The organism is Brevundimonas sp. (assembly GCF_041919755.1).
Classification (GTDB): Bacteria; Pseudomonadota; Alphaproteobacteria; order Caulobacterales; family Caulobacteraceae; genus Brevundimonas.
Map to the genome: position 1 here is coordinate 15,486 of NZ_JAYRTD010000012.1, position 24,142 is coordinate 39,627.

Sequence of the window (24,142 nt, forward strand, 5' to 3'; positions counted from 1 at the left end):
TCTAACCGAGCGGCGAGGGATGGGGTTGCGCCCTATGTAGGCAATTCCCGCGCGGTTCGCACCCTGGCGATCACCGCCAGATCGACGGCCCGCGCTCCGCCGTCCAGCAGCGCACGCGCGCAGGCCTCGGCCGTCGCGCCGGTGGTCAGCACATCGTCGATCAGCAGGATGCGCCGCCCCCTGATCTGACGCCGACCTGCCTCGGTGACGGTAAAAGCCTTTTTCACGTTCATCCTGCGCCCACGCAGGGACTTGCCGCCCTGGCTGGTCGTATGGGTCTGGCGCACTAGGGCGTCGGGCAGGAAGGCCAGTCCGCTGGAGGCCGCCAGGGGTCGCGCGATCTCGGCGGCCTGATTGAAGCGGCGCGACATGAGCCGGAGGGGATGCAGTGGCACCGGCACCACGGCATCGGCCTGTTCCAGCAAAGGCGCGGCAGAGCGGCTGATCCAGCGCGCGAAGAGCGGAGCGAACGGCTGGTGATCGCCATGTTTGAACTTCAGCACCAGCCCCCGCGACGCCTCGTCATACACGCAGGCCGCCCGCGCGCGATTGAAGGCATAGGGCTGGGCCAGGCAGGCGGCACATCGGCTGGCGGCAAAGACCCCGCTGTCCGCTTCGAACGCCGCACCGCAGCCGTCGCACACCGGGTCTTCCAGAAAGATCACCCGGCTCCAGGCGTCCGGTGTCAGGCCCGCCGAGGCCGTGGCCTCCGGACTGTCGTGCGCCAGCGACGGCAGCAGCAGATCGGCCAGACCGCGCCCCATACGCCGACCGAACAGAACGATGGGACCCACGTCTTTCAATCGCGCCCGCCAGCCCCCATCCTGCACACCCATGAAAACCTCCCCCGGTCCTCCAGTCATCTTCGACGCCCGCCGTCGCGCTGCCCGCCTGGCCCGGAGCGAACGCCTGTTCTCGGGGGCCGACTTCCTGCACGACCGCGCTGCCGAGAATGCGGTGAACAGTCTGGAGGTCATCCTGCGCGACTTTCCCGACGTCGTCGACCTGTCGGCGCATGCTGGCCCGTTCGGGAGACGGCTGGCAGACAGTGTCGCGGCGTCAAGGGTCGGAGCGGTCAAGACGTTTGCTGACCCCGGCACGCGCGCGGCTCCGGGCGCTCAGCCCCTGCCGCTGCCCGATCAGTCGCAGGACCTGATCGTTTCGCTGATGAGCCTGCACTGGGCCAACGACCTGCCCGGTGCCCTGGCTCAAATCCGGCGCGCACTGAAGCCGGACGGCTTGTTCATGGGCACATTGCTGGGTGCCGGGACCCTGAAGGAGTTGCGCGGCGCGCTGACCCAGGCTGAGCTGGACGTGCGAGGCGGGGCACAGGCGCGCGTGTCACCTTTTGCGGACGGCTTCGACGGAGCCGCCCTGTTGCAACGCGCCGGCTTTGCCCTGCCGGTCAGCGACGTCGACCGGGTGGTGGTGCGTTATACGGATATGCTGGCCTTGGTTCGCGATCTCAGAGCGATGGGAGAAACCAATGTGCTGGCCGGTGGATGTCTGCCGTTGACCCGCGCTATCGTTAGCCGGGCTGCGGCCCTCTATGCAGCGGCGCATGCCGAACCTGACGGTCGCGTGCCCGCGACGTTCGAGATTATCCACCTGGCGGGATGGGCCCCGCACGAAAGTCAGCAGAAGCCGCTCAAACCGGGCTCTGCCCAGATGCGATTGGCTGACGCGCTAGGAGTTCAAGAACGCAACGGCGAGCGGCCTTGAGTGCGCTTACGCACTCATCGCATCAGCTACAGCAGTCATTGCATCACTGATCACGCCGCTTCCCGCGGCTCCGAAGAGACTTAATGCCCCCAAAACGGCGACGACCATCAGCGCCACAATGAGCCCGTATTCGATTGCTGTAGCCCCGGCCTCATCGACCAGAAAACGCGAAATCAAACGTCGCATCAGCCCCCCTTTCGTGGTGGCGGGATCAGAGCAGATCGCGCAGCCATGCGACCAGGGGCTCGTCAGCCGGAGGCATGGGATAGTCCGAAAGCTGGTTCGGCTTCACCCATTTCAATGCCGCATGCTCGCGCCGCTGCACCGTGCCCGACCAGCGTCGGAGCAGATACAATGGCATCAACAGGTGAAAAGATTCGTAAGCGTGACTGGTAAACACAAAGGGGGCCAGGCAGGCGGCATTGACGTCGATGCCCAGCTCCTCGCGCAGTTCTCGGATCAGCGCCTGTTCCGGTCGCTCGCCCGGTTCGATCTTGCCGCCCGGAAACTCCCACAGCCCTGCCAGCGCCTTGCCCTCGGGCCTTTGCGCAATCAGCACCCTCCCGTCGGTGTCGATCAGGGCAGCGGCGACAACGAGAACGGTGGGGAGGCTGTCGGTCACGAGCGATAGTCGCCGTTGATCTCGATGTAGCGTTTGGTCAGATCGCAGGTCCAGACTGTAGCCGACGCCCGACCGGATCCGACATCGACGGTGATGTCGATCTCGGGCCGTTTCATGTAGGCGCTCATCTTGGCCTCGTCGTAGGTGGGGGCCGGTGCCCCATCGCTGGCCGCCTGATGCGGACCGAAACGGATCGCCAAGCTGTCGCGGTCGACCGGCTCCTCAGTCTTGCCGACCGCCATCACGACCCGACCCCAGTTGGCATCCTCACCCGCCAGCGCGGTCTTGACCAGTGGGCTGTCGGCGATCGACTTGGCCAGTTTGCGGGCGGAGGCCGGGCTGGCGGCCCCATCAACCGTCACCTTGACGAATTTGGTCGCACCCTCGCCGTCGCGGACCAGCTGGTGCGCGAGGTCCAGCATGACCTTGTCCAGCGCCGCAGAAAACGCCTTCAGCCGCCGGTCACCCACTCGGCCGATACGTGGAGCGCCCGATGCGCCGGTGGCGAACAGCAGGCAGGTGTCGTTGGTCGAGGTATCGCCGTCCACCGTCACGGAGTTGAAGGTCGTGCGCACATGCAGGCCCAGCAGGGCGCGCAGCACACTGGGGTGGATGTCGGCATCGGTGACGATGAAGGCCAGCATTGTGGCCATGTCGGGCGCGATCATGCCCGATCCCTTGGCGATTCCGGCGATGCGGACCGTATGGCCCTCGATCTGGCATTCGGCGAACGACCCCTTGGGGAAGGTGTCGGTGGTCATGATGCCGAGGCCCGCTTTGGCCCAGCCGTCGGGATCCAGTCCCGCCTCGATATCGGGCATCCTGGCGGCGATCTTGCGGTCGTCCAGCACCACCCCGATCACCCCCGTGGAGGCCAGCATCACGTCGCGCTGGCGGCACCCGAACCGCTTGGCGACCTCGGAGGCTGTGCGCCGGGCCGCATCGGCCCCCGCCTTGCCGGTGAAGGCGTTGGCGCAACCGGCGTTGACGACCAGGGCCCGAACGTCCTTGCCGCCGTCGCTGGCATCCAGATGCCGGCGGCACCAGTCGACGGGGGCTGATCCGACCTTATGCCGCGTGAAGACGCCCGCACACGTCGTGCCGCGCGCAAAGGAAAAGACGACCAGATCGTCGCGTTCGTGCTTGTAGAAGCCCGCTCGCGCGGTGGCGATCTCCACGCCCGCGATAGGCGGGATAGTCGGGAAGGGCACGGCCAGAGGCGATACCTGAAGACCCGGCTTGCCCGGCGCGGAAGCCACAGGCGCGTGCACAGGCTTGGTCGCGCGCTTCAGAGCGGTGGCCAGGGGGTCCAGTGCCTTTTCGATGGCGTGTTCGATCTTCTGGCCTGTCGAACGGCCGGGCGTCGGGGTCTTGCTCATTGGGCCGGGCCTGCGGGAGCGGATGAGGATGCCGCTTCAGGCTCGCCGATCAGGCGCTCGATCCTCGCCCGACCCCGAAGCTGCTCCAGCTGCTGGCGGATCCCTTCATAGGTCAGGAAGCGGACGATCTGGGGCCGGGCCTGCTCCAGCGTCGGCGGCGTCTCGCGGCGGCGATCCTCGACCCGCAGTACGGCCCATCCGGCCTCCGTCTGGACGGGGCCCACGGTGGAGCCGGCCGGCTGGTCGCGCAGGGCATCGGCATAGGCCTGCGGTAGGACATCCAGAGTGCGATAGCCGAGATCGCCCCCCGAGAAGCGCGTCGCATCGTCGATGGAGCTTTGCGCCGCCACGGCTTCGAACGCCGCGCCCTGGGCCAGGACGCCGATGACGGCGGCGGCTTCCTCGCGCGTGCGGCTGAGGATCAGGCGGACCCGGACCTCGTCGGTCGTCTGGGCCTGGCGGACCTGGTCGCGATACAGTTCCTGGATGCGGGCCTCGCTGACCTGGCCCGAGACTTGCTCCTCGATCAGGACGTCACCGAGGATACGTTCGCGCGTCGCCTCCAGACGGCGCTGGACCAGGGCGTCGTCGTCCAGCCCGCGCCGTTCGGCCTCTGCGGCCAGCAGCTTGCGGTCGATGACCTCGTCCAGCACGCGGCGGAACAGGTCGGCATTGACGTCCAGCGGTTCGGTTTCGCCGATCAGGCCTTGGGCCACAGCCTCTCGCTTGACGTCGGAGGCCCAGATCGTTTGATCCTGCACCCGCGCCACGGCCCGGTCGTTAGCCTCCGGCGGACGATCGTCGCCTCCGGCACGACCACACGCCGACAAGGCCAGAAGGGCGGCGAACAGGACCGGCGCGACGGTCATCACGGAGGGCCGAAAAAGCCGCATGGGGCAAGCTCCGTCACAGGGCGGCAAAGGCCCTCGCGTTGACAGGGATAAGGTCGGTGCTTAAGTCCCGCCTGCGCCCAAGTCGAGGGGTTTCATCGTCCGCGCGGCCCCATGCAGCGCGCCCTGTTTCAGGTGCGACGGGCCGCCGCCGAAGAGGCCGCCGGTTCGGCGCGAAATCCTCGCCGCTCCTTCGGGACCGTTTTTCGTACCAGAGCCCCACCCGCTCGCCCGCCTTCGGATCATTCATGCTCGGCATCGCCAAGAAGATTTTCGGCTCCTCCAACGACCGCAAGGTCAAGGAATTCATGGGGCGGGTCCAGAAGATCAACGCCCTGGAAGACAAGTTCGCCGCCCTGTCGGACGACGAGCTGCGCATGATGACCGACGCCTTCCGGGATCGTCTGGCCAATGGCGAGACGCTGGACAAGATCATGAACGAGGCCTTCGCCGTCGCGCGCGAGGCCTCCAAGCGGGTGCTGGGCCAGCGTCAGTATGACGTTCAGCTGACCGGCGGCATGATCCTGCACGATGGTGGCATCGCCGAAATGCGGACCGGGGAGGGCAAGACCCTGGTAGCTATAGCGCCGGCCTATCTGAACGCCCTGACCGGCAAGGGCGTGCACGTCATCACCGTCAACGACTATCTGGCCCGCCGCGACGCCGAATGGATGGGCCGGGTCTATCGCTTCCTGGGTATGGACGTCGGCGTGATCGTCAACGGCCTGTCGTCGGGCCAGCGCCAGGCCGCCTATGCCGCCGACATCACCTATGGCACCAACAACGAGTTCGGCTTCGACTATCTGCGCGACAACCTGGTCTACGACCGGGCCGAGATGGTGCAGCGCCCGCACCATTTCGCCATCGTCGACGAGGTCGACTCCATCCTGATCGACGAGGCGCGCACGCCGCTGATCATCTCTGGCCCGACCGAGGATCGTTCGGACCTGTATCTGATCGTCGACGGCATCGTGAAGGAGCTGATCCAGGACACGTCAGTCTATGATCTCGACGAGAAGCAGCGCCAGGTCCTGCTGACGGAAGAGGGCTCCGAAAAGATCGAACAGGTCATGGAGGAGCGCGGTCTGTTCGCCGAGGACACGACCGGCCTGTATGATGCCGCCAATGTCAGCCTGGTCCACCACGTCAATCAGGCGCTGCGGGCCAATACACTTTATCAGCGCGACAAGGACTACATCATCAAGGCCGGCGAGATCGTCCTGATCGACGAATTCACGGGTCGGATGATGAGCGGCCGCCGACTGTCGGAAGGCCTGCACCAGGCCATCGAGGCCAAGGAGGGCGTGAAGATCATGCCCGAAAACCAGACCCTGGCCTCGGTCACGATCCAGAACTATTTCCGCCTCTACGAGAAGCTGGCGGGCATGACCGGCACGGCCGCCACCGAGGCGCAGGAGTTCCTCGACATCTACAAGATGGACGTGCTGGAGGTGCCGACCAACCGGCCCATCAAGCGGATCGACCACGACGACGAAATCTTCCGCACCGAGACCGAGAAGAACCAGGCCATCGCCAATCTGATCGCCGAATGCCACGTCAAGGGTCAGCCGATCCTGGTCGGCACCGTGTCGATCGAGAAGTCCGAGACGTTGTCGGAGCTGCTGAAGACCCACAGCTACGAAGTCCAGATCAAGACGCTGAAGCCGCAGCACCAGCACCTGCTGGCTCAGGTCATCAGCGACGATCCCAAAGAGCGGGCCGCAGCCAAGAAGGCCTATCAGGCGCTGAAGGACGAAGACTTCGATATCGAGGTCAAAACCGGCAGGGGCATCCCGCACAGCGTGCTGAACGCGCGCCAGCATGAACAGGAAGCCTTCATCGTCGCCGACGCAGGCCTGCCCGGCGTGGTGACCATCGCCACCAACATGGCCGGGCGCGGCACCGACATCCAGCTGGGTGGCAATCTGGAAATGAAGCTGCAGAAGTGGCGTCAGGACCAGCGTAATCTGGCCATCGAGGTCACGCCCGAGGATGAGGCGGCCATGGAGGCCCAGTTCAAGGCCGAGATCGCGGTTCAGAAGGAGAGGTCTCTGGCCGCCGGCGGCCTGTTCGTTCTGGGGACCGAGCGTCACGAAAGCCGCCGTATCGACAATCAGCTGCGCGGTCGGACCGGCCGTCAGGGCGACCCCGGCGTGTCGAAATTCTTCCTGTCCTGCGAGGACGACCTGCTGCGCATCTTCGCCGGCGATCGTCTGGACGCGATCATGCGCAGCTTTGGCGTGGCCGAGGGCGAGGCGATTTCGCACCCCTGGCTGAACCGCGCCGTTGAGACGGCCCAGAAGCGCGTCGAGACCCGCAACTACGACATCCGCAAGAACCTGCTGAAATACGACGACGTCGTGAATGACCAGCGCAAGGCGGTGTTCGAGCAGCGTCAGGAGTTCATGGATTCCACCGACCTGTCCGAACTGGTCAACGAGTTCCGCGCCGACGTGATCTCCGATCTGGTCGAACGGCACATGCCACCCAAGGCCTATGCCGAGCAGTGGGACATCGATGGGCTGGACGAGAAGGTGAAGTCCACCCTGGGTCTGGACCTTCCGCTGCACGACTGGGCGGCCGAAGAGGGCGTGTCCAATGAGGAGATCGAGGAGCGTATCGTCGCGGCCGCCGATGCTCGTGCCAACGAGCGTCTGGAACTGCTTGGCGCCGACCAGACCCGCGGGCTGGAGCGTCAGTTCCTGCTGCAGCAGATCGACATGGCCTGGCGCGAACATCTTGTCCATCTGGACCACCTGCGTGGCGTCATCGGCCTGCGCGGCTATGGCCAGCGCGATCCGCTGAACGAATACAAGACCGAAGCCTTCAACCTGTTCGAGACGCTGCTGTACGAGCTGCGCCACAACGTCACCCGCTGGCTGATGACGGTCGAGTTCCGCTTCCAGGAGGCCCCGCCGCCCATGGACATGCCAGAGTTCCAGGAAATCCACCTGAACCCCGGCACGGGCGAGAACGAGATGCACCATCCCTCGGCTCAGAACCCGGAAGGTCAGCTGACCGGCGACGACCGGTCGCGTTTGCCTGTCGATCTGCTGCCGGCCGGTTGGGAGCGCACGCCACGCAATGCCGACTGCCCGTGTGGATCGGGACGCAAGTTCAAGCATTGCCACGGTAGCTTGATCTAGGACGCTAACGCTCGCCGCGCGGCGGCTTGCTGCTCGCGCGTTGAGGCTGGTCCTGTGGTCCGGCGAATGTGCTGACGACGGAGAGACTGATGCCCGGTGCGCGTAAAGACCTGTTCTCCCGTGCCCTGTCGCTGGATCCCGATCGCCTGCATTTCGCGGCGCACAGCCACCACCTGTGGCCGGACTCCAGCTTCGACGGTCAGGTGCGCGCCTGGGTCGAGGCCAATCAGTTCGCGGACCGCAAGTGGGATCTGATCTTCGGCGACGTGGTGCCAGAGGCGCAGTCGCATGTGGCCAAGGAGCTGAACCTGCCCTCACCGGACACGGTGGTGTTCGCGTCCAACACCCATGACTTCCTGCTGCGGATCATCTCGGGCATCGAGCACAAGCCGATCCGCATCCTGTCCACCGACGGCGAATTCCACGCCTTCCGCCGTCAGGCCGAACGCTGGGAAGAGGCGGGTCAGGCCGTGGTCACGCGGGTGCCACTGGAGCCGTTCGAAACGTTCGACGAGCGGTTTGTTGTGGCCGCGCGCGGCGGGGGGTTTGACCTGATCGTGATCAGCCAGATCTTCTTCAAGACCGGCCAGGGCTTCAACCGGCTGGAAGACCTTGCGGCGCTGGCGGATCCGGCGGGGCCTTGGGTGGTCGTCGACGGCTATCACGGTTTCATGGCCACACCGACCGATCTGTCGGCAGTGGCGGACAAGGTCTTTTACGTCACCGGCGGCTACAAATACGCCATGTCGGGTGAAGGTGCTGGCATTCTGCATGCGCCCGACGGCTATTGCATGCGGCCCGTCGCTACCGGCTGGTTCGCCGAGTTCGGCAATCTGACGGGCCCGCCGGACGGCGTGCAGTACCGCGCCGACGCCGGTCGGTTCTGGGGTGCCACGATGGATTCCACGCCCCTGTACCGCTTCAACGGCGTGCGCCGGATGCTGGACGAGGCAGGACTAACTACCGGCGACATCGCCACCCACGCTCACGGCCTGATGCGAACCTTTCAGCAGGCGATCGAGGGCGGTCAGGTCGGGCGGCTGGCCGATGCCGAAATCCTTAACCCGATGACAGATGACGCCAATCGGGCGCGGTTCCTGGCCCTGCGCCACCCCAAGGCCCAGGCCTGGCGGGCGCGGCTGCTGGAGGCCAATGTGGTCACCGATGTGCGCGATGACACCATCCGCTTCGGCTTTGGTCTTTATCAGGACGAGACCGATCTGACGCGGATGATCGAGACCTGCGAGCGGGTACTCTGACGCACGCCTAGAAGAAGGTCGTATCTTCTTCCTGTTTCGGCTGAGGCGTCGTGCGCGGTCGCGGCGTCTGTGTCGGACGCTGAGCAGGTTGAGCCTTGCCTGAAGCCGACGCGCCCGACCCGGCCCTCTGACCGTTCTGGGGCAGAGGCTGGCCCTCGACCCGGTCAGGTGCCGCGACCGGCGGGACCGTCAGATCGGGATAAGGCAGTGCCTGCGCTCCCGCAGATGGCGGGACAGCGGGTCCGCCTTCGTCATAGGGCACGGCCTCGGTCGCCTGCGCTCCGTCCGTGGCCACCCGATCCGGTGCGCCCAGATCGTCGCGGATATAGGCCCATGATCGGGCGTCGGTGCAGGCGCAGGCCTTCAGGAACCCCTGGCGGTCGCGCCACAGAATGACGGGGTAACCCTCCCGCACGCCACTCGGCTCCAAGAGGTCGCCTAGGCGACGGGCGAAGTCGCGTCCGCCGGCGACGATAGCCGTGCGGGTCAGATCGCCGTCCGCAGGGGTCAGCCCCGGTGCCGTCCAGTTGGCGGCGGGCGTGTCGGTCCAGCGGCGATACAGCGTCCAGTCGCGCGTCAGCCACAGCTCGGCCACCGTGGCCCGCTCTGCGGCCGTGGACTGGGCCAGTCCCTCCACGTCGGGGCGGGCGAACATCACCACGCGCAGGTCGGCTCCCGCCGCGCGCAGCTTGGGCCCCTCCTCGCGCTGGAACTGCATCAGAGCGTCGCTGTCGCGATAGCCGACGACATAAACCGGCGAGCCCGTCACATCCCCCGGCGAGACCCAGGGGGCATCGTCCAGCAGCCTCTGAATCTCGGCCTGGTTCTGGCTGACCGTCACCGGCTGGAATCGCGCGAAATAGTTCCACCAGCCCCAGTAGCCGGCACCGGCCAAGGCCAGGCCGACGATGATCAGCAGAGTGGTCCAGACCAGAAAACGACGCATGCGAGGGCTCTACAGCTTTACGGTATCGCCCAGTCTAACGCCCGTCCGTTGAAAGTGCTGCACCGAACGCGGACCAGGCGAAAATCACCCCATGGTCGGGATAACAAAGCTGGAATCCGCATGCTCCAGATCGCTGTCGGGCCAGCGGGCCGTGACGGTCTTGACCTTGGTCCAGAATTTCACGCCTTCCATGCCGTGCTGGTTGGTGTCGCCAAAGGCCGAACGCTTCCAGCCGCCGAAGGTGTGATAGGCGACCGGCACCGGGATGGGGACGTTGATCCCGACCATGCCGACATTGACCCGGGCGGCGAAGTCCCGCGCCGCGCGACCGTTCTGGGTGAAGATGGCGACGCCGTTGCCGTACTGGTGCCTCGACGGCAGGCTCAGCGCCTCTTCGAAGCTGGCGGCGCGGACGATCTGGAGCACGGGGCCGAAGATCTCTTCCTTGTAGCTCTCCATCTCGGGCGTGACGTGGTCGAACAGCGATGGGCCGATGAAATAGCCCTTCTCGTGGCCCTGCAGGCTGAAGCCGCGGCCATCGACGACGAGTTCGGCCCCGTCCTGCACACCCTGGTCGATCCAGCCCTCGACGCGGGCCTTGTGCTGGGCCGTGACGACCGGGCCGTAATGAGCACCGGCGTCGGTCGAGACACCGACCCGCATCGACGGGATCTCGGCGACCATCCGCTCACGCAGTTCATCCGCCGTCTTCTTTCCGACGGGCACCACGACCGGCAGGGCCATGCAGCGTTCGCCGGCCGAGCCGTAGGCCGCACCCGACAGGTCCTTGATCACTTGGTCCATGTCGGCGTCGGGCAGCACGATGCCATGGTTCTTGGCCCCGCCCATGGCTTGGACCCGCTTATTGTTGGCCGCGCCGGTCTGATAGACATAGTGGGCGATGTCGGACGAGCCGACGAAGCTGACGGCATGGATCAAGGGGTGGGTCAGGATGGCGTCGACAGCCGCCTTGTCGCCGTGCACGACGTTCAACACCCCAGCAGGAGCGCCCGCCTCCATCATCAGCTGTGCCAGACGCACGGGCACCGACGGATCGCGCTCCGATGGCTTCAGGATGAAGGTGTTGCCCACCGCAATGGCCACGCCGAACATCCACATCGGGATCATGGCCGGGAAGTTGAATGGAGTGATGCCAGCGACAACGCCCAGCGGCTGGCGCATCGAGTAGACGTCGATGCCCGGCCCCGCGCCCCATGTGTATTCGCCCTTCAGCGCATGCGGGATGCCGCAGGCGAACTCGATGACCTCCAGCCCCCGCTGTATGTCGCCCTTGGAGTCAGCGACGACCTTGCCGTGCTCGCTAGACAGCAACTCGGCCAATTCGGTCATATTGGCCTCGACCAGCCGCTTGAACTCGAACATCACGCGAGCCCGACGCTGGGGATTGGTCGAGGACCAGCCTTCGAAGGCCCCCTGTGCCGCCTGAACCGCGCGGTCCATCTCCTCGACGCTGGCCAGTTGCACCCTCGCCTGAACTTCTCCGGTGTTCGGATTGAACACATCGGAGAACCGTCCCGATGCGCCCGTGAAGCTGGCACCGTCGATGAAATGGTTGATTTCGCGCATTGTCGGACGTTTCCCTGAAAGAGCCGCTTGTTCTTGTTGGCGGCGGTTTAGCGGGTCGGTCGAGCCGACGCCAGCGCGACCGTAGGCGACGGGTCAGACCGCGGCCTCAAACAGGGAATCGCGGGCCACGTCGGCCTGAAGCATGGGAAAGAAATGGGTGCCGCCCTCGACGGTCTGGACCGTCACGTTCGGCAGGCCGCGCGGATGCTCCGGCACATGACAGGTCGATCCGGCCTGAGCCTTCAGGATACGGACCGGACCGCCATAGCGTTTCAGCGCGCGCCAGGGGTCGTGGCTCTGGGCCGCATAGTTGGACGCCTCCCATTCGGGTGGGCAGGCCAGAACGAAGCCCTCATCGGTCTGGACCAGACCGTCGCCCAGATAGTCGGCGATCATCATCTCGGGCCAGCCGCGAAAGGCCCCGCGCCCGACATAGGCGGTCATGGCCTGCTCCCGGCTCTCGAAGACGGCGCGGCGCTTGAGCGCATTTTTCACCAGCGGAATACGGCTCGCCAGCCGATCCAGCAGCGGCAGGTGAAAGGCGGCGACGGCCAGGCGGCTCCAGATCACCGGATCGAACAGCACCAGCTGCGAGACCCGCTCAGGCCGTTCGGCAGCGGCCAGGATGGAGGAGGTCGCTCCCATCGAATGGCCGGCTAGAACGACCGGAGGCCCGTCCAGGGCATCCAGCAGAGCCACCAGATCGTCGCGATGATCGGCCCAGTTTCGTCGTCCCCGTGTCGGTGTCGGCAGGGTCGAATGTCCGTGCCCCCTCAGATCGGGCGACCACAGGCGGAGCGAGCCGGACAGGGGGGCCAGCAGGCTGCGATAGGTCATGGCGTTGAAGCCGTTGGCGTGGACGAAGACAACGTCCACCGGTCGATCGGGGTCGCCATAGTCCAGCACGGCCATGTCGCCCGTGCCCCATCGATTGTCGACGGGCAGGCTGAAGCGGCGGGGCGGGGAGAGCCGGATCGCATCCATGGATGGCAGATAGGCCATAGCCCCGCGGGTTACCAGCGATCAGGTCAGGCGCAGGCCGCACATCGACCGTGGGCCTCGATCGTGGTGCGCTCGATGACATAGCCCTTCGACGCCGCCGCCGTGTCGAGACCGTCGGCCAGTGACGCCGACACCTCCTGCGTCGCGCCGCAGCAATCGCAAATCAGGAAGGCCGCGGCATGGGCGTCCGTGCCTGAGGTGCAGGCAACATAGGCACTGATCGAGGCGATGCGATGAACCAGTCCCTGTTTCTCCAGGAACTCTAGAGAACGATAGACGGTCGGTGGCTTGGCCGGAGCCCCGTCGGCACCGAACCTCGCAATGAGGTCATAGGCCTTCACCGGCTCGCCTGCACTCAGCAGCAGCTCCAGCACGCGCGTGCGGGCGGCGGTCATCCGCTCGCCCTGACCGGACAGGCGCCGATCCACGTCGGCGAGAGCCAGACGCACCGCTTCTGCGTCGGGCGGACCTTCCTGGTGCGTGTGATGACAGTTGTCGCCCATGGCCTAAAGCTAGGGCGTCGAACGGATCGTCGCAACCGAGGGATTGCCCCAACACGGCGTGGCCAGTGCCGTTTGCCGCCGCCGCCGGTCTGGGCTAGACACCGCCCTTCCCTTCATTCCAGAGCTCGCATCGCGTCCATGACCGACACAACCTCGACCGCTTCCCTGACCGGCAACGTCCTGTTCTACAGCCAGCCCGAACCCATCTCGATAGAGGCGCACGGGACCCTTGGTGTTGACCCCGTCGATCGTCCCTACGACTTTGTGGCTCAGACGAATATTGTCCCGCTAACCGTCACCGAATTCGCGCCTGCTGCGCTGTCCTATCCGGTGATCTTTGTCGGCGACAACAAGCAGCCTGTAGCGGTCATGGGTCTGCGCGACGGAGAAAATCTGTTCATTGATGATCAAGGTCTCTTCCGCGGCGACGCCTACATTCCGGCCTACGTACGGCGCTACCCCTTCGTCTTTGCCAATGACGACGTTCAAAAGCGCTTGGTTCTCTGCCTTGATCGGAAGGCTCCCTTCATCAAGGAAGGGGGATCGCAACCCTTGTTCGTCGACGGCCAGCCCAGCCCCTATGTCCAGCAGGCCTTGGAGTTCTGCAATAACTTCGAGACCGAGCGGCAGCGTACCGACAGTTTTGTGAAGATGCTGGTCGATCTTGATCTGTTTGAAACGCGGGAGGCCAACTTTACTCCCAAGAATCCTGATGGCACGACTGCATCGGTTCAGAAAATCGCCGAATACTTCGCTATCTCGGAAGACAAGATCAAAGCCTTGCCTGTCGAAAAGCTCGTCGAGCTTCGCGATAATGGCGCATTGGGCCAGATCTATGCGCATCTCATATCGTTGTTGGGCTGGGATCGCCTAATCGTCATCGCCTTTGATAAGATGGCGCAACAGCAGAAGGCGGCGGGTAACGCCTAACGTAGACATCTCGGTGAACAAAATCAGCCCCGTCCGGTTCGCCGGGCGGGGCTTTTTTCTGGCTCAGCGCCTGACGAAGACCGCCCGCGTCAGGCACGAAAACACCAGACGACCGGCCTCGTCCAGCAGATCGTGCGAGGCGATGACGATGCCCTTGTCGTCACCCACAGGGTCCTTGCCCATCACCGTCATACGGCCGCGCATCAGCTCGCCCGCCGGCGGGTTGCGCATGAAGCGAAGCCCGTCCACGGCCAGCACCTTGGACTGGGCCCAACTGCCCGACTTGTCCGCGAACAAGCGGCTCCACAGGGCATAGGTCATGGCGTCCGGCGCGCCATAGCTGGCGTCCCAGCCTGGTGCGAACCGCTCAACGAACAACGCCAGCGCCGCCTCATCGACCGTACAGGCCCCCAGGGGGATGACCTCGCCGACGCCGAGGTCTTCGAAGTGGGTGTGCAGCGGCTCGCTCATGCGATCGGCCTCAGCCCGCCGGTTCTTCGGACACACGAACCAGCAGCTTGCCGTCGTGATCGCCGGTGAACAGACGGTTCAGGGAATCGAGCGCGCCTTCCAGCCCGTCATCGACGTGGACCTTCCATTTGATGGTGCCGTCGGCTAGCCAGGGTCCCATCTCCGCGATCATCTCCCGGGCACGCGGGGCATAGTCCATCACCAGAAAGCCCTGAACGGTCAGGCGGTGGGTGATGATGCGCGAGAAGTTCGGCGACGGCGGCATCTTCGTCGCATTATAGGCCGAGATCAGGCCGCAGACGGCCATGCGCGCATGCACCTTCAGCCGGTTGAAGACGGCGATCATGATGTCGCCGCCGACATTTTCGAAGTTCAGGTCGATGCCGTCCGGGGCCAGCCGATCCAAAGCCTCGCCGACGTCTTCGTTCTTGTAGTCTATGGCCGCGTCGAAGCCGAGTTCCTCGGTCAGCCAGCGGCATTTCTCGGCCCCACCCGCGATGCCGATGACACGCGCGCCCCGTGCTTTGGCCACCTGTCCCGCGATGGAGCCCACGGCCCCGGCGGCGGCCGAGATGACGAGCGTTTCGCCCGGCTTGGCCTTCAGCACATCGGTCACGCCGAAATAGGCCGTCATGCCCGTCATACCGAGCACGGACATGTTGGCGGTCAGCGGCAGACCGGGCGCGCGATGGACGCGCGATACGGCACTGTCCGGGATGGCGGCATAGTTGGACCAGCCCCCCGCGGCGGTCGAGACGATGTCCCCGATCTTGTGCCGTTCGGACCGGCTTTCCTCGACGACGCCCAGCGTCAGGCCGCGCATGACCCCGCCCAGCGGCACGGCGGGCAGATAGCCCTCGGCATCATTCATCCAGGTGCGGTTGGTGGGATCCAGAGACAGATAGATGGTGCGGACCAGAACCCCGCCGTCCTGAAGCGCCGGGACTTCGGCCTCGACCAGTTCCAGATCGCCGGGCTGGATCAGGCCCTTGGGGCGCTGGCGCAGGACCCATTGACGATTGATGCGAGCCATCGCGACCTCCTTCAGGTTTTCATTCGAGACGCGCATAGTGGCCATCGAGGCGGGCCTGTCCAGTCAGACCGACTGGCGTGACAGAAAAACGGCGGTCCCGTCATCGGAACCGCCGCGAAGTGGCATCATCGAGAATGAGGCGCGGAGGCGACAGACTGGCTCTCACCAGTCTCAAGTCGGGGGGCGTCGCCGCCTCCGCACGAGCCTAACGGACTTCATCGACTCAGGTTCCGTGGAAACTCGATTTTCTATCGCGCGACGAGGCTGGGGTGCTGACAGGGAACGGCGGGTCACAGCGGGCGTTGAGACGACACCATTATGCTCAAGCTGCAGGAAACGCGACATGACCGACCCCTCCCCACACGACAAGGCCGCCGATGCCGTCCATGAAGGTCGGCCGGTCGAGGCGCAATATGTTCGCGGTGGCCGCCCCGGCGTTCGTATCCTGACCCTTCTGCTGATCTCCACCGCCGCTGTGGCCATTCTGCTTCTGGGAATGTGGTTTGTCAGCCAGGGCGGATTTGCGCGCACCAATTCAAACGTCGGCGGACAGGCCGTCGATGCTCAGGCCTTTGAAGGCGACGCCACGACGCCTCCCACCGCCGACGCGCCGACCACCAGCACGGGTCAGCCGACCGCCACGCCGACGGGCGAGGCTCCCAACGTCAATGCGCCGACGACTTCTGCGCAACCCGCCCAGTAAGATCGGCGCTCGTGGCAATAAAAAAGGCCCGGTCGGCGACCGGGCCTTTTCGCATGGACTGACTTGGGTTTTTTAGGCGGCCTGCTTCTGGCGCGAAGGGTGGAAGAACAGGGCCTGGCTAATCGCCGCCTTAACTGTCTCCGGCTGGAAGGGCTTGGTGATCAGGAAGGTCGGCTCCGGACGTTCGCCGGTCAGCAGCCGCTCGGGGAAGGCGGTAATGAAGATGACCGGCACATCGAATTTGCGCAGGATATCCTTGACCGCATCGATGCCCGAAGAGCCGTCGGCCAGCTGGATATCGGCCAGGACCAGGCCCGGACGATGGCGGGCGACCGCATCGACGGCTTCGTCATGCGTGGTGGCTGTGCCGGTGACGCGGTGACCTAGTTCTGTGACCAGGCTTTCGATGTCGGCGGAGATGATCGCCTCGTCCTCGATGATCAGGACGTCGGTAGCCAGTTCGGCGTCGATGTCGGACTGGGCCTCGGCGATCAGGCGCTCCACCTGATGGGCGTCGGCATCCAGGATCTGGGCGGCTTCCGAAGGCGTGAAGCCCTCCAACGCCGTCAGCAGAAAGGCCTGACGCGAGCGCGGGGAAATCCGCATCAGGCGGGTCGAGGCGTCGCCTTCATCCATCCCGCTGCGATCTTCGAGCTGGGCGCCCGTGGTCGTCCAGATGGTGTGGAAGACATGATACAAGGCCACACGCGGGGTCATGTCGGCGGACAGCTGGCGCTCTCCGGCCGCAAGGGCTTCCAGGGCGACGCGGACGTAGTTGTCGCCGGTGGTCTGATCGCCGGTCAGGGCGCGGGCATAACGACGGACGTAGGGCAGGTGTGGCGCAAGGCGGGCCAGAAGGCTCATATAGTGTAGTCCCCGACAGGAAATTGGCCTTCGACAATGAGGCCGTTGCAAGCCGCGTCAACGTACCAGAAACGCTACGGTTCCCGGCAGCCGAGGCAAGCTTGGGCATTAAACCTTTGTCATGCCGGAACCGGCCCGCCTGTGCCGCGTTCCCGGCCCACAACAAGTCCAGGGCGCGACCATAATTTAATGACAGATCACAAAGAACCCGCGGGTCAACCCGCCGCGAAAGGACCCGGATTGGAAGAAGCCCGTCTGCGCCAGCAAGCCATCGGCGTCAAACTCCGCCACCTCTTCGACAATGTGGTGAACGAGCCGGTGCCGGACGAGTTTCTGGACATCCTGCGCCGCGCCGACGAGCGCGGGAGTGACAAGGCGTGAGCACCCATACCTCTGCGCCGCCCAAGCCCGATTCCGCTGACGATGGTGCCTTCAAACGCGAACTGGTGACGCTGATCCCGCATCTGCGGGCCTTCGCGCGCACCCTGACGGGCGATCCGACGGCGGCCGACGACCTGGCCCAGGATGCCATGATGAAGGCGTGGGACGCCCGGGCCAGCTATCAGCTGGGTACGAACATGAAGGCCTGGACCTTCATGATCCTGCGCAACCAGTTCTATTCCGAAAAGCGTCGCTCATGGCGTCAGTCGCAACTCGATCAGGAAGCGGCCGAGCGCACCCTCGTTGCCGTCGACGACCCGGAATCGCCGCTCGCGCTTGACGAACTCCGTCAGGCCCTGAACACCCTGCCCGAGGAACAGCGCGAGGCCCTGATCCTGGTCGGTGCCGGTGGCTTTGCCTATGAGGAAGCTGCCGAAATCTGTCAGTGCGCCGTCGGCACGGTGAAGAGCCGGGTTTCGCGCGCCCGTAAGGCCCTGCTGGCCACACTGGAAGCCGGAGCCTACGGACGGGATGGCCGCGCGGCTGGCGATGCCATGCGCTCCATCCTGGCGGCCGCCGATCGCTTGAGCGGCACTCCGGATCGATAAGGTGGCACGGCTGGTCAAGGCGTTCGGACGGCGGCGCGGTTCGCGCCTGCACGGAATTCGCTTTCGCCTGGGCCTGGCGATGGCAGTGGCGCTTCTGCCTATCCTGATCCTCGGAGCTTTCCAGGCCAATCGCGCCTTCGAAGCCCAAGATATGGACCAGCGTGCCGACCTGCAGCTGGCTGTCGAGCGGACATCGGCCGCCGCGAAGTCAAGATTGGATAGCACCAGCGTCCTGCTTCAGGCCCTGCGGCCCGAAGCGCTGGAGCTTTTTTGCCGGCCGCGACTCACCTCTCTGGTCCAACGCCTAGACGACATCGACGGTCTGGCGCGGCTGAGCGTGACGGGCCAGACGACCTGTGCGTCGGACAATCTCACGGACGCACCGCCCGTGTGGTTGTCACAGGCCACCCGCAGCGCATGGTTCCAGCGCCTGCGAGCAGGTGAGGAAACGGTTCTCGCTCGTGCCCCCGATTCCCCCGGCGCGCCACCCAGCCTCATCGTCGCGATCCGCCTCGAACGACCGATGGGGGCGTTCAACGGCGTGATGCTTGCGACAGTGCCTTTGTCGCGGCTCCAGCCCGACATCAACGACCCAGCCTTGCCCGAGGGGTCACAGGCGGCCCTGACCGACGCCGCAGGTCGGCTTCTGACGGTCACAGAGCGCGACGCCTTCCTGCTGCGTAACGGCTCTGAGCTCGACGGCTGGGTCGATCACAAACAGGCTCGCGGATCGACCATCTTCGAAGGCCGAGACGCGCGAGGACGACCCCGTGTCTATGCCGGAACCGCCGTCGCCGAAGGCAACGTCTACGCACTCCTGTCTGCACCGGCTCCCGACCTGCTGTCGTGGGCCCGGCTCAATCCGCTGGGGGCCTTCTTTGCGCCCGTGCTGGCCTGGCTTCTGGCCCTGATGTGCGTGACCTGGGTCAGCGAGCGGATCGTGGTGCGCTGGCTGGTCTATTTGGAGCGGGTCGCGGCCCTGTATGCCAAGGGCAAGTTCAGCGTGCGGCCGACCCAGGCTGTGCATGCTCCCGCCGAGATCCGCAATCTGGCCAGCACACTGAATGATCTGGCCGACACCATCTCGGCCCGCAACAAGAGCCTCACCGCTTCGCTGGAGGAAAAAGACGCGCTGATGCGCGAGATCCACCACCGGGTGAAAAACAATCTGCAGATCATCTCGTCCCTGCTTTCGATGCAGCAGCGGGCACTTACTGACGCACCCGCCAAGGCGGCCGTCGGCGAAACGCGTCAGCGGATCGCAGCTCTCGCCCTGATCTACCGTACCCTCTATCAAAGCGACGACCTTCGCTATGCGGATGCGCGGGTGTTCCTGACCGATCTCGTCGGCCAGCTCGTGGCGGGTGAGGCTGGACGTGGGCCGGTCGTGACGTCTTCGGTCGAGGCAGACTCGCTTGTCGTTGATCCTGACAAACTGGCTCCTTTGGCACTGTGGTTGGTGGAAGCAGTCAGCAATGCCCAGAAACACGCCTTCGCCGGTCGTGGCGGAGACCTGAAAGTCCGCTTCAAGGTCGATGGCGACACCAGCATTCTGGAGGTAGAGGACGATGGGCCGGGCGTCAGCGAGACCGAACGCGCCGGTGTCGGGCGCACCCTTATGGGAGCCTTCGCCAAACAGCTGCGCGGCACGGCCGAAATGGTACCCTCGCCATCTGGCGGCACCTTGGCTCGGATGACATTTGCGACGCCGGAAGCTGTCACTCCGATTGATCCTTCGGATCTGGGAACCTCTGCCGCGCAACGGCATTCATAGCCCCAAGACAGCTTTTTCTGTTCTGAGGAGCCTAACATGCGCAAGATTTTCATCCTGGTCGCCGCCGCAGCCGCCCTGACCACCGCCGCCTGCAACACCGTGTCGGGTGTCGGCCAGGACGCAGCTGCCGCCGGCAACGCCGTGACCAGCGCCGCTGAAGAAGCCAAAAACTAGGCTTCAAGACGTACGAGTTCCCGACCGCGTTTCCCCCCGACGCGCGGCTCGGTTGAAGAAGGCCCGCCGGTCCCCCCACCGGCGGGCCTTTGCTATTTCCGCTCGCGATTTCCAGCGCTAAGCATGGGCTAAGGGCCGCTAAGACGACCCGCAGGTTCAGGCGCGGGGAGGCGTTTCATGGCCAATAGAGCGACAGCCGACACAGATCACTCCGATGATGCGGGGCCGGGCCTGCGCACCGTCGTGGGGGCCTCCGCCGCCGGGACCGCATTCGAGTGGTACGACTTCTTCATCTTCGGCTCGCTGACGACCATCATCGCCAGGCATTTCTACGCCGATGTGGGCGAGGCGACGTCCTACATTCTGGCCCTGCTGACCTTCGGCGTCGGCTTCGTCGTGCGGCCGCTCGGGGCCCTGGTGTTCGGCTGGTTCGGCGACAAGACGGGGCGCAAGACCACTTTCCTGGTCACCATCACCATGATGGGCGTCGCCACCGTCGCGATCGGTCTTCTGCCTGACTTTGGCCAGATCGGCATCGCGGCACCGATCCTTTTGATCCTGCTCAGAATTGCACAGGGGTTTGCCCTGGGCGGAGAATACGGCGGGGCCGCCATCTATGTGGCCGAACATGCGCCAGCAAAAAAGCGCGGGTTCCTGACCGGCTGGATCCAGACGACGGCCGCGATCGGCCTGATCATGGCGCTGAGCGTCATCCTGATCACCCGCGCCATTATGGGGGCCGAGGCGTTCGATGAATGGGGCTGGCGTATCCCGTTCCTGCTGTCCTTCTTCCTGCTGGTCGTGTCGCTGTGGATCCGGCTCAAGCTGCACGAAAGTCCGGCCTTCAAGCGCATGGTGGCTGAAAGCACCGAACGTCAGGCTCCCTTTAAGGAGAGTTTCGCCACCTGGAAGGTCGGCAAGTTCGTGCTGATCGCCCTGGTCGGCATCATGTTTGCGCAAGGTGCCGTCTGGTACGCGGGCTATTTCTACACCCGCTTCTTCATGGAGAGGGTGCTGAAGATCGAGGTCTCGACCGTCGATGGGCTGATCCTGGCCATCACCGTGGCCTCGGCGGTGCTGTATGTCTTCTTCGGCTGGCTGTCGGATCGCGTGGGGCGAAAGCCGGTCATGGTCGGCGGCATGGTGCTGTTCCTGATCGCGGTCTTCCCCGGCTTCCACGCCCTGACCCGCGCCGCCAACCCGGCCCTGGCCGAAGCCCAGGCGACATCCCCCGTGACGGTCGTGGCCGACCCCGCCACCTGCGCTGTCCAGTTCGACCCCGTCGGCAAGGCCGCTTTCGCTTCCTCCTGCGACCTGGCCAAGAACGTCCTATCGAATGCAGGCGTCAGCTACGACAATGTCGCCGCTCCCACCGGAACGCCTGCGGTCGTACGCGTCGGCTCGGTCGAGGTCGCCTCGGTCGAGGGAACGGGTCTGGATACTGCGGCGCTGAAGGCCGCGCGGACCGATGTCGAGACGCGGGTCAAGGCCGCCTTGTCGCAGGCCGGCTATCCGACGCAGGCAGACCCTGCCCGCGTCAACCTGCTGGCTGTCTTTGGCATCCTGATGATCTTCATGATCGCCGCCACCGCCGTCTATGGGCCGCAGGCGGCCGCCCTGGTCGAGCTGTTCCCGACACGGGTCCGCTATACGGCGATGAGCCTGCCTTACAACGTCGGCACCGGCTGGGTCGGAGGGCTGCTGCCCGCCGCCAGCTTTGCGCTCGTGGCCTGGTCGGGGAATATCTACTTTGGCCTTTGGTATTCGGTAGGCTTCACGGCAGTGGCCGCCGTCGTCGCCCTGCTGTTCCTGCCGGAGACACGCGGACGGGATCTGAACACCATCGGCGAGTGAGCGTTGAAAGCGGCTGGCATCATACTCACCTCATGATGCACCAGCTCGAAGGATCAGACATGAACACCGCCGCCCGTGACGCCGGACTGAAGCTGCTGCGCCAGCATGCCCTGATCGCGGGAAGGGCGATTGCGGCGAACGGTAAGGGCATCTCCGTTGATGATCCCGCGACAGGCGAAATCATCGGTCACATCCCGGACCTTGGCGTCACAGAGACCGAACAGGCCATCGACGCGGCGCACGACGCCTTCGCCGACTGGTCCCGCTCCGATCCGCACAAGCGCGCAGCCTTCCTGCGTGAGTGGGCGCGGCTGATCGACGAGAATACGGAAGGGCTCGGAGCCTTGATGGCGCTCGAAAACGGCAAGCCGTTCGAGGAGGCCAAGGGCGAGGTCGCCTATGCTAACGGCTTCATCAAATGGTTCGCAGGCGAGGCCGAACGCCTGCTGGGCGAGACCCAGGACAGCCCGTTGGGCCACGTCATCCTCACCTTCCGCGAGGCGGTCGGTCCGTGCGCTCTGATCACGCCGTGGAACTTCCCCGCCGCCATGCTGACACGCAAGCTGGGGCCGGCGTTTGCGGCCGGCTGTACCGCCGTGGTCAAGCCGGCCAGCCAGACCCCCTTCACCGCCATCGCCCTGGCCGAACTGGCCTATCAGGCGGGGCTGCCTAAAGGCGCCCTCAGCGTCGTCACCGGCGATGCGGCGACCATCGGCGGGGTCCTGACCGCCTCGCCCCTGATCCGCAAGCTCAGTTTCACCGGCTCCACGCCCGTCGGGCGCAGACTCGCCGAGCAGTGCGCGCCGACACTGAAACGGGTGTCGATGGAGCTGGGTGGGGCCGCGCCCCTGATCGTCTTCGTCGACGCCGACATCGATCTGGCCGTGACCGAAACCATAAAGGGCAAGTTCCGCAACTCCGGCCAGACCTGCGTTTGTCCCAACCGGGTCTATGTCGAGGCCTCGGTCGCCGAGACCTATGCGAACAAGCTGGCCGAGGCCGTGGCCAAGATCGCGGTCGGTCCGGCCTTCGAGGACGGGGTCAAGGTTGGCCCCCTGATCGAGGACAAGGCCATCGCCAAGGTCGAGGATCATCTGAAGAAGGTTCAGGCCTCGGGGGGTAGGGTCCTGACCGGCGGCGAACGCCATGCCCTGGGTGGGCGCTTCTTCCAGCCGACGGTGACCCTGGGCGGAGACGACAAGCTTTTCCGCGAGGAAGAGACCTTCGGACCTCTCATCCCTGTCTTCCCGTTCGATAGCGAGGACGAGGTTCTGGCCAAGGCGAACGATAGCGAGTTCGGCCTGGCCTCCTATCTGTTCACCCGCGATCTGGACCGCGCCTTGCGCATCGGTCGCCGGATCGAGGCGGGCATGTGTGGCATCAACACCGGCCTGATGTCCACCGCCGTCGCCCCCTTCGGCGGTGTGAAATCCTCCGGCTACGGCCGCGAGGGCTCGACCCATGGCATCGACGAATACACCGACATCAAGGCCCTGACCCTGGCCTTGAAGTGAAGCGAACGCACATGAAACCGCTCGTCTGGCCCGTGGCCGTTCTTATAGCCTCGGGTTTCACAGCCCTCGTCGCAGAGGCGACGGTGCGGTCGGTCGAGACGGTGACGCTCTACGGCCTGATCAAAATGACCAGCGACCTGCTGCTGGTGATTGGCCTGATCTGGCTCATTCCAGCTTTGGTTCAGGTTGCGCGTAGGGCCGGCCAGCGCTTCGTCAGACAGGTAAGGCCCCGCGTTTGACCACGGTGCGCATCGCCACGCTGGACGAGACCCGCGTCACGCCAGGGATGCGGGTCAGCTCGCGCGAGTGCACCCGCTCCAGGTCGTCGACGTCGCGCACCACCAGCCGCAGCAGATAGTCCGAGCCGCCCGTCATCAGATAGCATTCCACCACCTGAGGCACGGTGGCGATGGCGGTCTCGAAGGCGGTCAGGGCGGTCTCGGCCTGGGATGACAGGGTCACGGTCACGAAAACGCTGATCGGCAGGCCCACGGCGCGCTCATTGATGATGGCGGCATAGCGGCTGATGACGCCCTCGGCCTCCAGCGCGCGCAGACGTCGCAGGCAGGCGCTTTCGGACAGGTTCACGGCCCGCGACAGGTCGCTGTTGGTCATTCGCCCGTCCGACTGCAGGGCGCGGATCATCTTGCGGTCGGTATCATCCAGGGTGACGGCAGAAATCGTCTTCAAGGCGCTTCTCACTCGCAGTTTCTGCGACTTTACGCCGATCAGTCGCTGAAAAGAACAGGAACCTGCGCCTGCTCCCTCGCTAGATTGCGG

General features: G+C 65.1%; 25 protein-coding genes. 12 read left to right on the top strand and 13 right to left on the bottom strand.

The genetic code is table 11. From position 1 onward, the window contains the following. Nucleotides 1–32 precede the first annotated feature (32 nt). Nucleotides 33–836 (bottom strand): phosphoribosyltransferase family protein, encoded by an 804-nt coding sequence (locus tag ACE3TH_RS12940; RefSeq protein WP_374600261.1) that lies wholly within the window; start codon nt 834–836, stop codon nt 33–35. On the opposite strand from ACE3TH_RS12940, the gene ACE3TH_RS12945 reads away from it, so the two are divergent. After that, nucleotides 835–1,722 carry a methyltransferase domain-containing protein gene (locus ACE3TH_RS12945; RefSeq protein ID WP_374600263.1) on the top strand — a complete coding sequence of 296 codons (888 nt, stop codon included), beginning with the start codon at nt 835–837 and terminating at the stop codon, nt 1,720–1,722. The genes ACE3TH_RS12940 and ACE3TH_RS12945 overlap by 2 nt on opposite strands. A gap of 6 nt (nt 1,723–1,728) precedes the next feature. Here ACE3TH_RS12945 and ACE3TH_RS12950 read toward each other — a convergent pair whose 3' ends face one another. The 4 genes from ACE3TH_RS12950 to ACE3TH_RS12965 are packed head-to-tail and all read right to left on the bottom strand — an operon-like array spanning nt 1,729 to nt 4,616. Further along, nucleotides 1,729–1,908 (bottom strand): Flp family type IVb pilin, encoded by a 180-nt coding sequence (locus tag ACE3TH_RS12950; RefSeq protein ID WP_374600265.1) that lies wholly within the window; start codon nt 1,906–1,908, stop codon nt 1,729–1,731. 25 nt (nt 1,909–1,933) lie between these two features. Beyond that, nucleotides 1,934–2,344 (bottom strand): (deoxy)nucleoside triphosphate pyrophosphohydrolase, encoded by a 411-nt coding sequence (locus ACE3TH_RS12955; RefSeq protein WP_374600267.1) that lies wholly within the window; start codon nt 2,342–2,344, stop codon nt 1,934–1,936. Then, nucleotides 2,341–3,723 carry a bifunctional glutamate N-acetyltransferase/amino-acid acetyltransferase ArgJ gene (argJ, locus tag ACE3TH_RS12960; RefSeq protein WP_374600269.1) on the bottom strand — a complete coding sequence of 461 codons (1,383 nt, stop codon included), beginning with the start codon at nt 3,721–3,723 and terminating at the stop codon, nt 2,341–2,343. The genes ACE3TH_RS12955 and argJ overlap by 4 nt, the downstream gene beginning before the upstream one ends. Beyond that, complete coding sequence (locus ACE3TH_RS12965) at nt 3,720–4,616, bottom strand: peptidyl-prolyl cis-trans isomerase (protein WP_374600270.1); 897 nt, start codon at nt 4,614–4,616, stop codon at nt 3,720–3,722. Before ACE3TH_RS12965 ends, argJ begins: the two co-directional genes overlap by 4 nt. 245 nt (nt 4,617–4,861) lie before the next feature. On the opposite strand from ACE3TH_RS12965, the gene secA reads away from it, so the two are divergent. Continuing rightward, nucleotides 4,862–7,759 carry a preprotein translocase subunit SecA gene (secA, locus tag ACE3TH_RS12970; protein WP_374600272.1) on the top strand — a complete coding sequence of 966 codons (2,898 nt, stop codon included), beginning with the start codon at nt 4,862–4,864 and terminating at the stop codon, nt 7,757–7,759. Between the two features lie 89 nt (nt 7,760–7,848). Further along, entirely contained in the window at nt 7,849–9,018 is a 1,170-nt protein-coding gene (locus ACE3TH_RS12975; protein ID WP_374600274.1) for an aminotransferase class V-fold PLP-dependent enzyme, read from the top strand. A gap of 7 nt (nt 9,019–9,025) precedes the next feature. Here ACE3TH_RS12975 and ACE3TH_RS12980 read toward each other — a convergent pair whose 3' ends face one another. From ACE3TH_RS12980 to ACE3TH_RS12995, 4 genes are all read right to left on the bottom strand, one after another. Further along, on the bottom strand, nt 9,026–9,964 hold the full coding sequence (locus ACE3TH_RS12980) for a hypothetical protein (RefSeq protein ID WP_374600276.1): 939 nt from the start codon (nt 9,962–9,964) through the stop codon (nt 9,026–9,028). A gap of 84 nt (nt 9,965–10,048) precedes the next feature. Then, nucleotides 10,049–11,551, bottom strand: a complete 1,503-nt coding sequence (locus tag ACE3TH_RS12985; RefSeq protein ID WP_374600278.1) for a CoA-acylating methylmalonate-semialdehyde dehydrogenase — start codon at nt 11,549–11,551, stop codon at nt 10,049–10,051. Nucleotides 11,552–11,644: 93 nt separating this feature from the next. After that, a complete protein-coding gene (locus ACE3TH_RS12990) occupies nt 11,645–12,553 on the bottom strand; it encodes an alpha/beta fold hydrolase (protein ID WP_374600280.1) in 909 nt (302 codons plus the stop codon). Between the two features lie 26 nt (nt 12,554–12,579). After that, nucleotides 12,580–13,056, bottom strand: coding sequence for a Fur family transcriptional regulator (locus ACE3TH_RS12995; protein WP_374600282.1), 477 nt, complete (start codon nt 13,054–13,056; stop codon nt 12,580–12,582). A gap of 138 nt (nt 13,057–13,194) precedes the next feature. Between ACE3TH_RS12995 and ACE3TH_RS13000 the strand changes: the two genes are divergently transcribed. Further along, complete coding sequence (locus ACE3TH_RS13000; RefSeq protein WP_374600284.1) at nt 13,195–13,986, top strand: SapC family protein; 792 nt, start codon at nt 13,195–13,197, stop codon at nt 13,984–13,986. A 63-nt stretch (nt 13,987–14,049) separates the two neighbouring features. Here ACE3TH_RS13000 and ACE3TH_RS13005 read toward each other — a convergent pair whose 3' ends face one another. Together ACE3TH_RS13005 and ACE3TH_RS13010 are read right to left on the bottom strand one after the other, a co-directional pair. Continuing rightward, on the bottom strand, nt 14,050–14,457 hold the full coding sequence (locus ACE3TH_RS13005) for an acyl dehydratase (protein ID WP_292172774.1): 408 nt from the start codon (nt 14,455–14,457) through the stop codon (nt 14,050–14,052). Between the two features lie 10 nt (nt 14,458–14,467). Further along, nucleotides 14,468–15,490 (bottom strand): NADP-dependent oxidoreductase, encoded by a 1,023-nt coding sequence (locus ACE3TH_RS13010; protein ID WP_374600286.1) that lies wholly within the window; start codon nt 15,488–15,490, stop codon nt 14,468–14,470. A 343-nt stretch (nt 15,491–15,833) separates the two neighbouring features. Here ACE3TH_RS13010 and ACE3TH_RS13015 point away from each other — a divergent pair, with 343 nt between their 5' ends. Then, nucleotides 15,834–16,193 carry a hypothetical protein gene (locus ACE3TH_RS13015; RefSeq protein ID WP_374600288.1) on the top strand — a complete coding sequence of 120 codons (360 nt, stop codon included), beginning with the start codon at nt 15,834–15,836 and terminating at the stop codon, nt 16,191–16,193. Nucleotides 16,194–16,265: 72 nt separating this feature from the next. On the opposite strand, the gene ACE3TH_RS13020 is transcribed toward ACE3TH_RS13015, so the two are convergent. Further along, nucleotides 16,266–17,057 carry a response regulator gene (locus ACE3TH_RS13020; protein WP_374600290.1) on the bottom strand — a complete coding sequence of 264 codons (792 nt, stop codon included), beginning with the start codon at nt 17,055–17,057 and terminating at the stop codon, nt 16,266–16,268. 189 nt (nt 17,058–17,246) lie between these two features. Here ACE3TH_RS13020 and ACE3TH_RS13025 point away from each other — a divergent pair, with 189 nt between their 5' ends. The 7 genes from ACE3TH_RS13025 to ACE3TH_RS13055 all read left to right on the top strand — a co-directional run bounded on the left by ACE3TH_RS13025 (nt 17,247) and on the right by ACE3TH_RS13055 (nt 23,601). Continuing rightward, nucleotides 17,247–17,438: a NepR family anti-sigma factor gene (locus tag ACE3TH_RS13025; protein ID WP_374600292.1), complete on the top strand. Its 192-nt coding sequence runs from the start codon at nt 17,247–17,249 to the stop codon at nt 17,436–17,438. Further along, the gene (locus ACE3TH_RS13030) at nt 17,435–18,046 is read left to right on the top strand and encodes a sigma-70 family RNA polymerase sigma factor (RefSeq protein WP_374600294.1); all 612 of its coding nucleotides are present in this window, start codon (nt 17,435–17,437) and stop codon (nt 18,044–18,046) included. The genes ACE3TH_RS13025 and ACE3TH_RS13030 overlap by 4 nt, the downstream gene beginning before the upstream one ends. Before the next feature lies 1 nt (nt 18,047). Then, on the top strand, nt 18,048–19,820 hold the full coding sequence (locus ACE3TH_RS13035) for a sensor histidine kinase (protein WP_374600296.1): 1,773 nt from the start codon (nt 18,048–18,050) through the stop codon (nt 19,818–19,820). Nucleotides 19,821–19,856: 36 nt separating this feature from the next. Further along, entirely contained in the window at nt 19,857–19,994 is a 138-nt protein-coding gene (locus ACE3TH_RS13040) for an entericidin EcnA/B family protein (protein WP_292172788.1), read from the top strand. A 177-nt stretch (nt 19,995–20,171) separates the two neighbouring features. After that, entirely contained in the window at nt 20,172–21,848 is a 1,677-nt protein-coding gene (locus ACE3TH_RS13045) for an MFS transporter (protein ID WP_374600298.1), read from the top strand. Between the two features lie 59 nt (nt 21,849–21,907). Then, nucleotides 21,908–23,362, top strand: coding sequence for an NAD-dependent succinate-semialdehyde dehydrogenase (locus ACE3TH_RS13050; RefSeq protein WP_374600300.1), 1,455 nt, complete (start codon nt 21,908–21,910; stop codon nt 23,360–23,362). 11 nt (nt 23,363–23,373) lie between these two features. Beyond that, on the top strand, nt 23,374–23,601 hold the full coding sequence (locus ACE3TH_RS13055; protein WP_374600302.1) for a hypothetical protein: 228 nt from the start codon (nt 23,374–23,376) through the stop codon (nt 23,599–23,601). On the opposite strand, the gene ACE3TH_RS13060 is transcribed toward ACE3TH_RS13055, so the two are convergent. Then, nucleotides 23,576–24,043, bottom strand: a complete 468-nt coding sequence (locus ACE3TH_RS13060; RefSeq protein WP_374600393.1) for an Lrp/AsnC family transcriptional regulator — start codon at nt 24,041–24,043, stop codon at nt 23,576–23,578. The genes ACE3TH_RS13055 and ACE3TH_RS13060 overlap by 26 nt on opposite strands. Nucleotides 24,044–24,142: the final 99 nt, after the last annotated feature.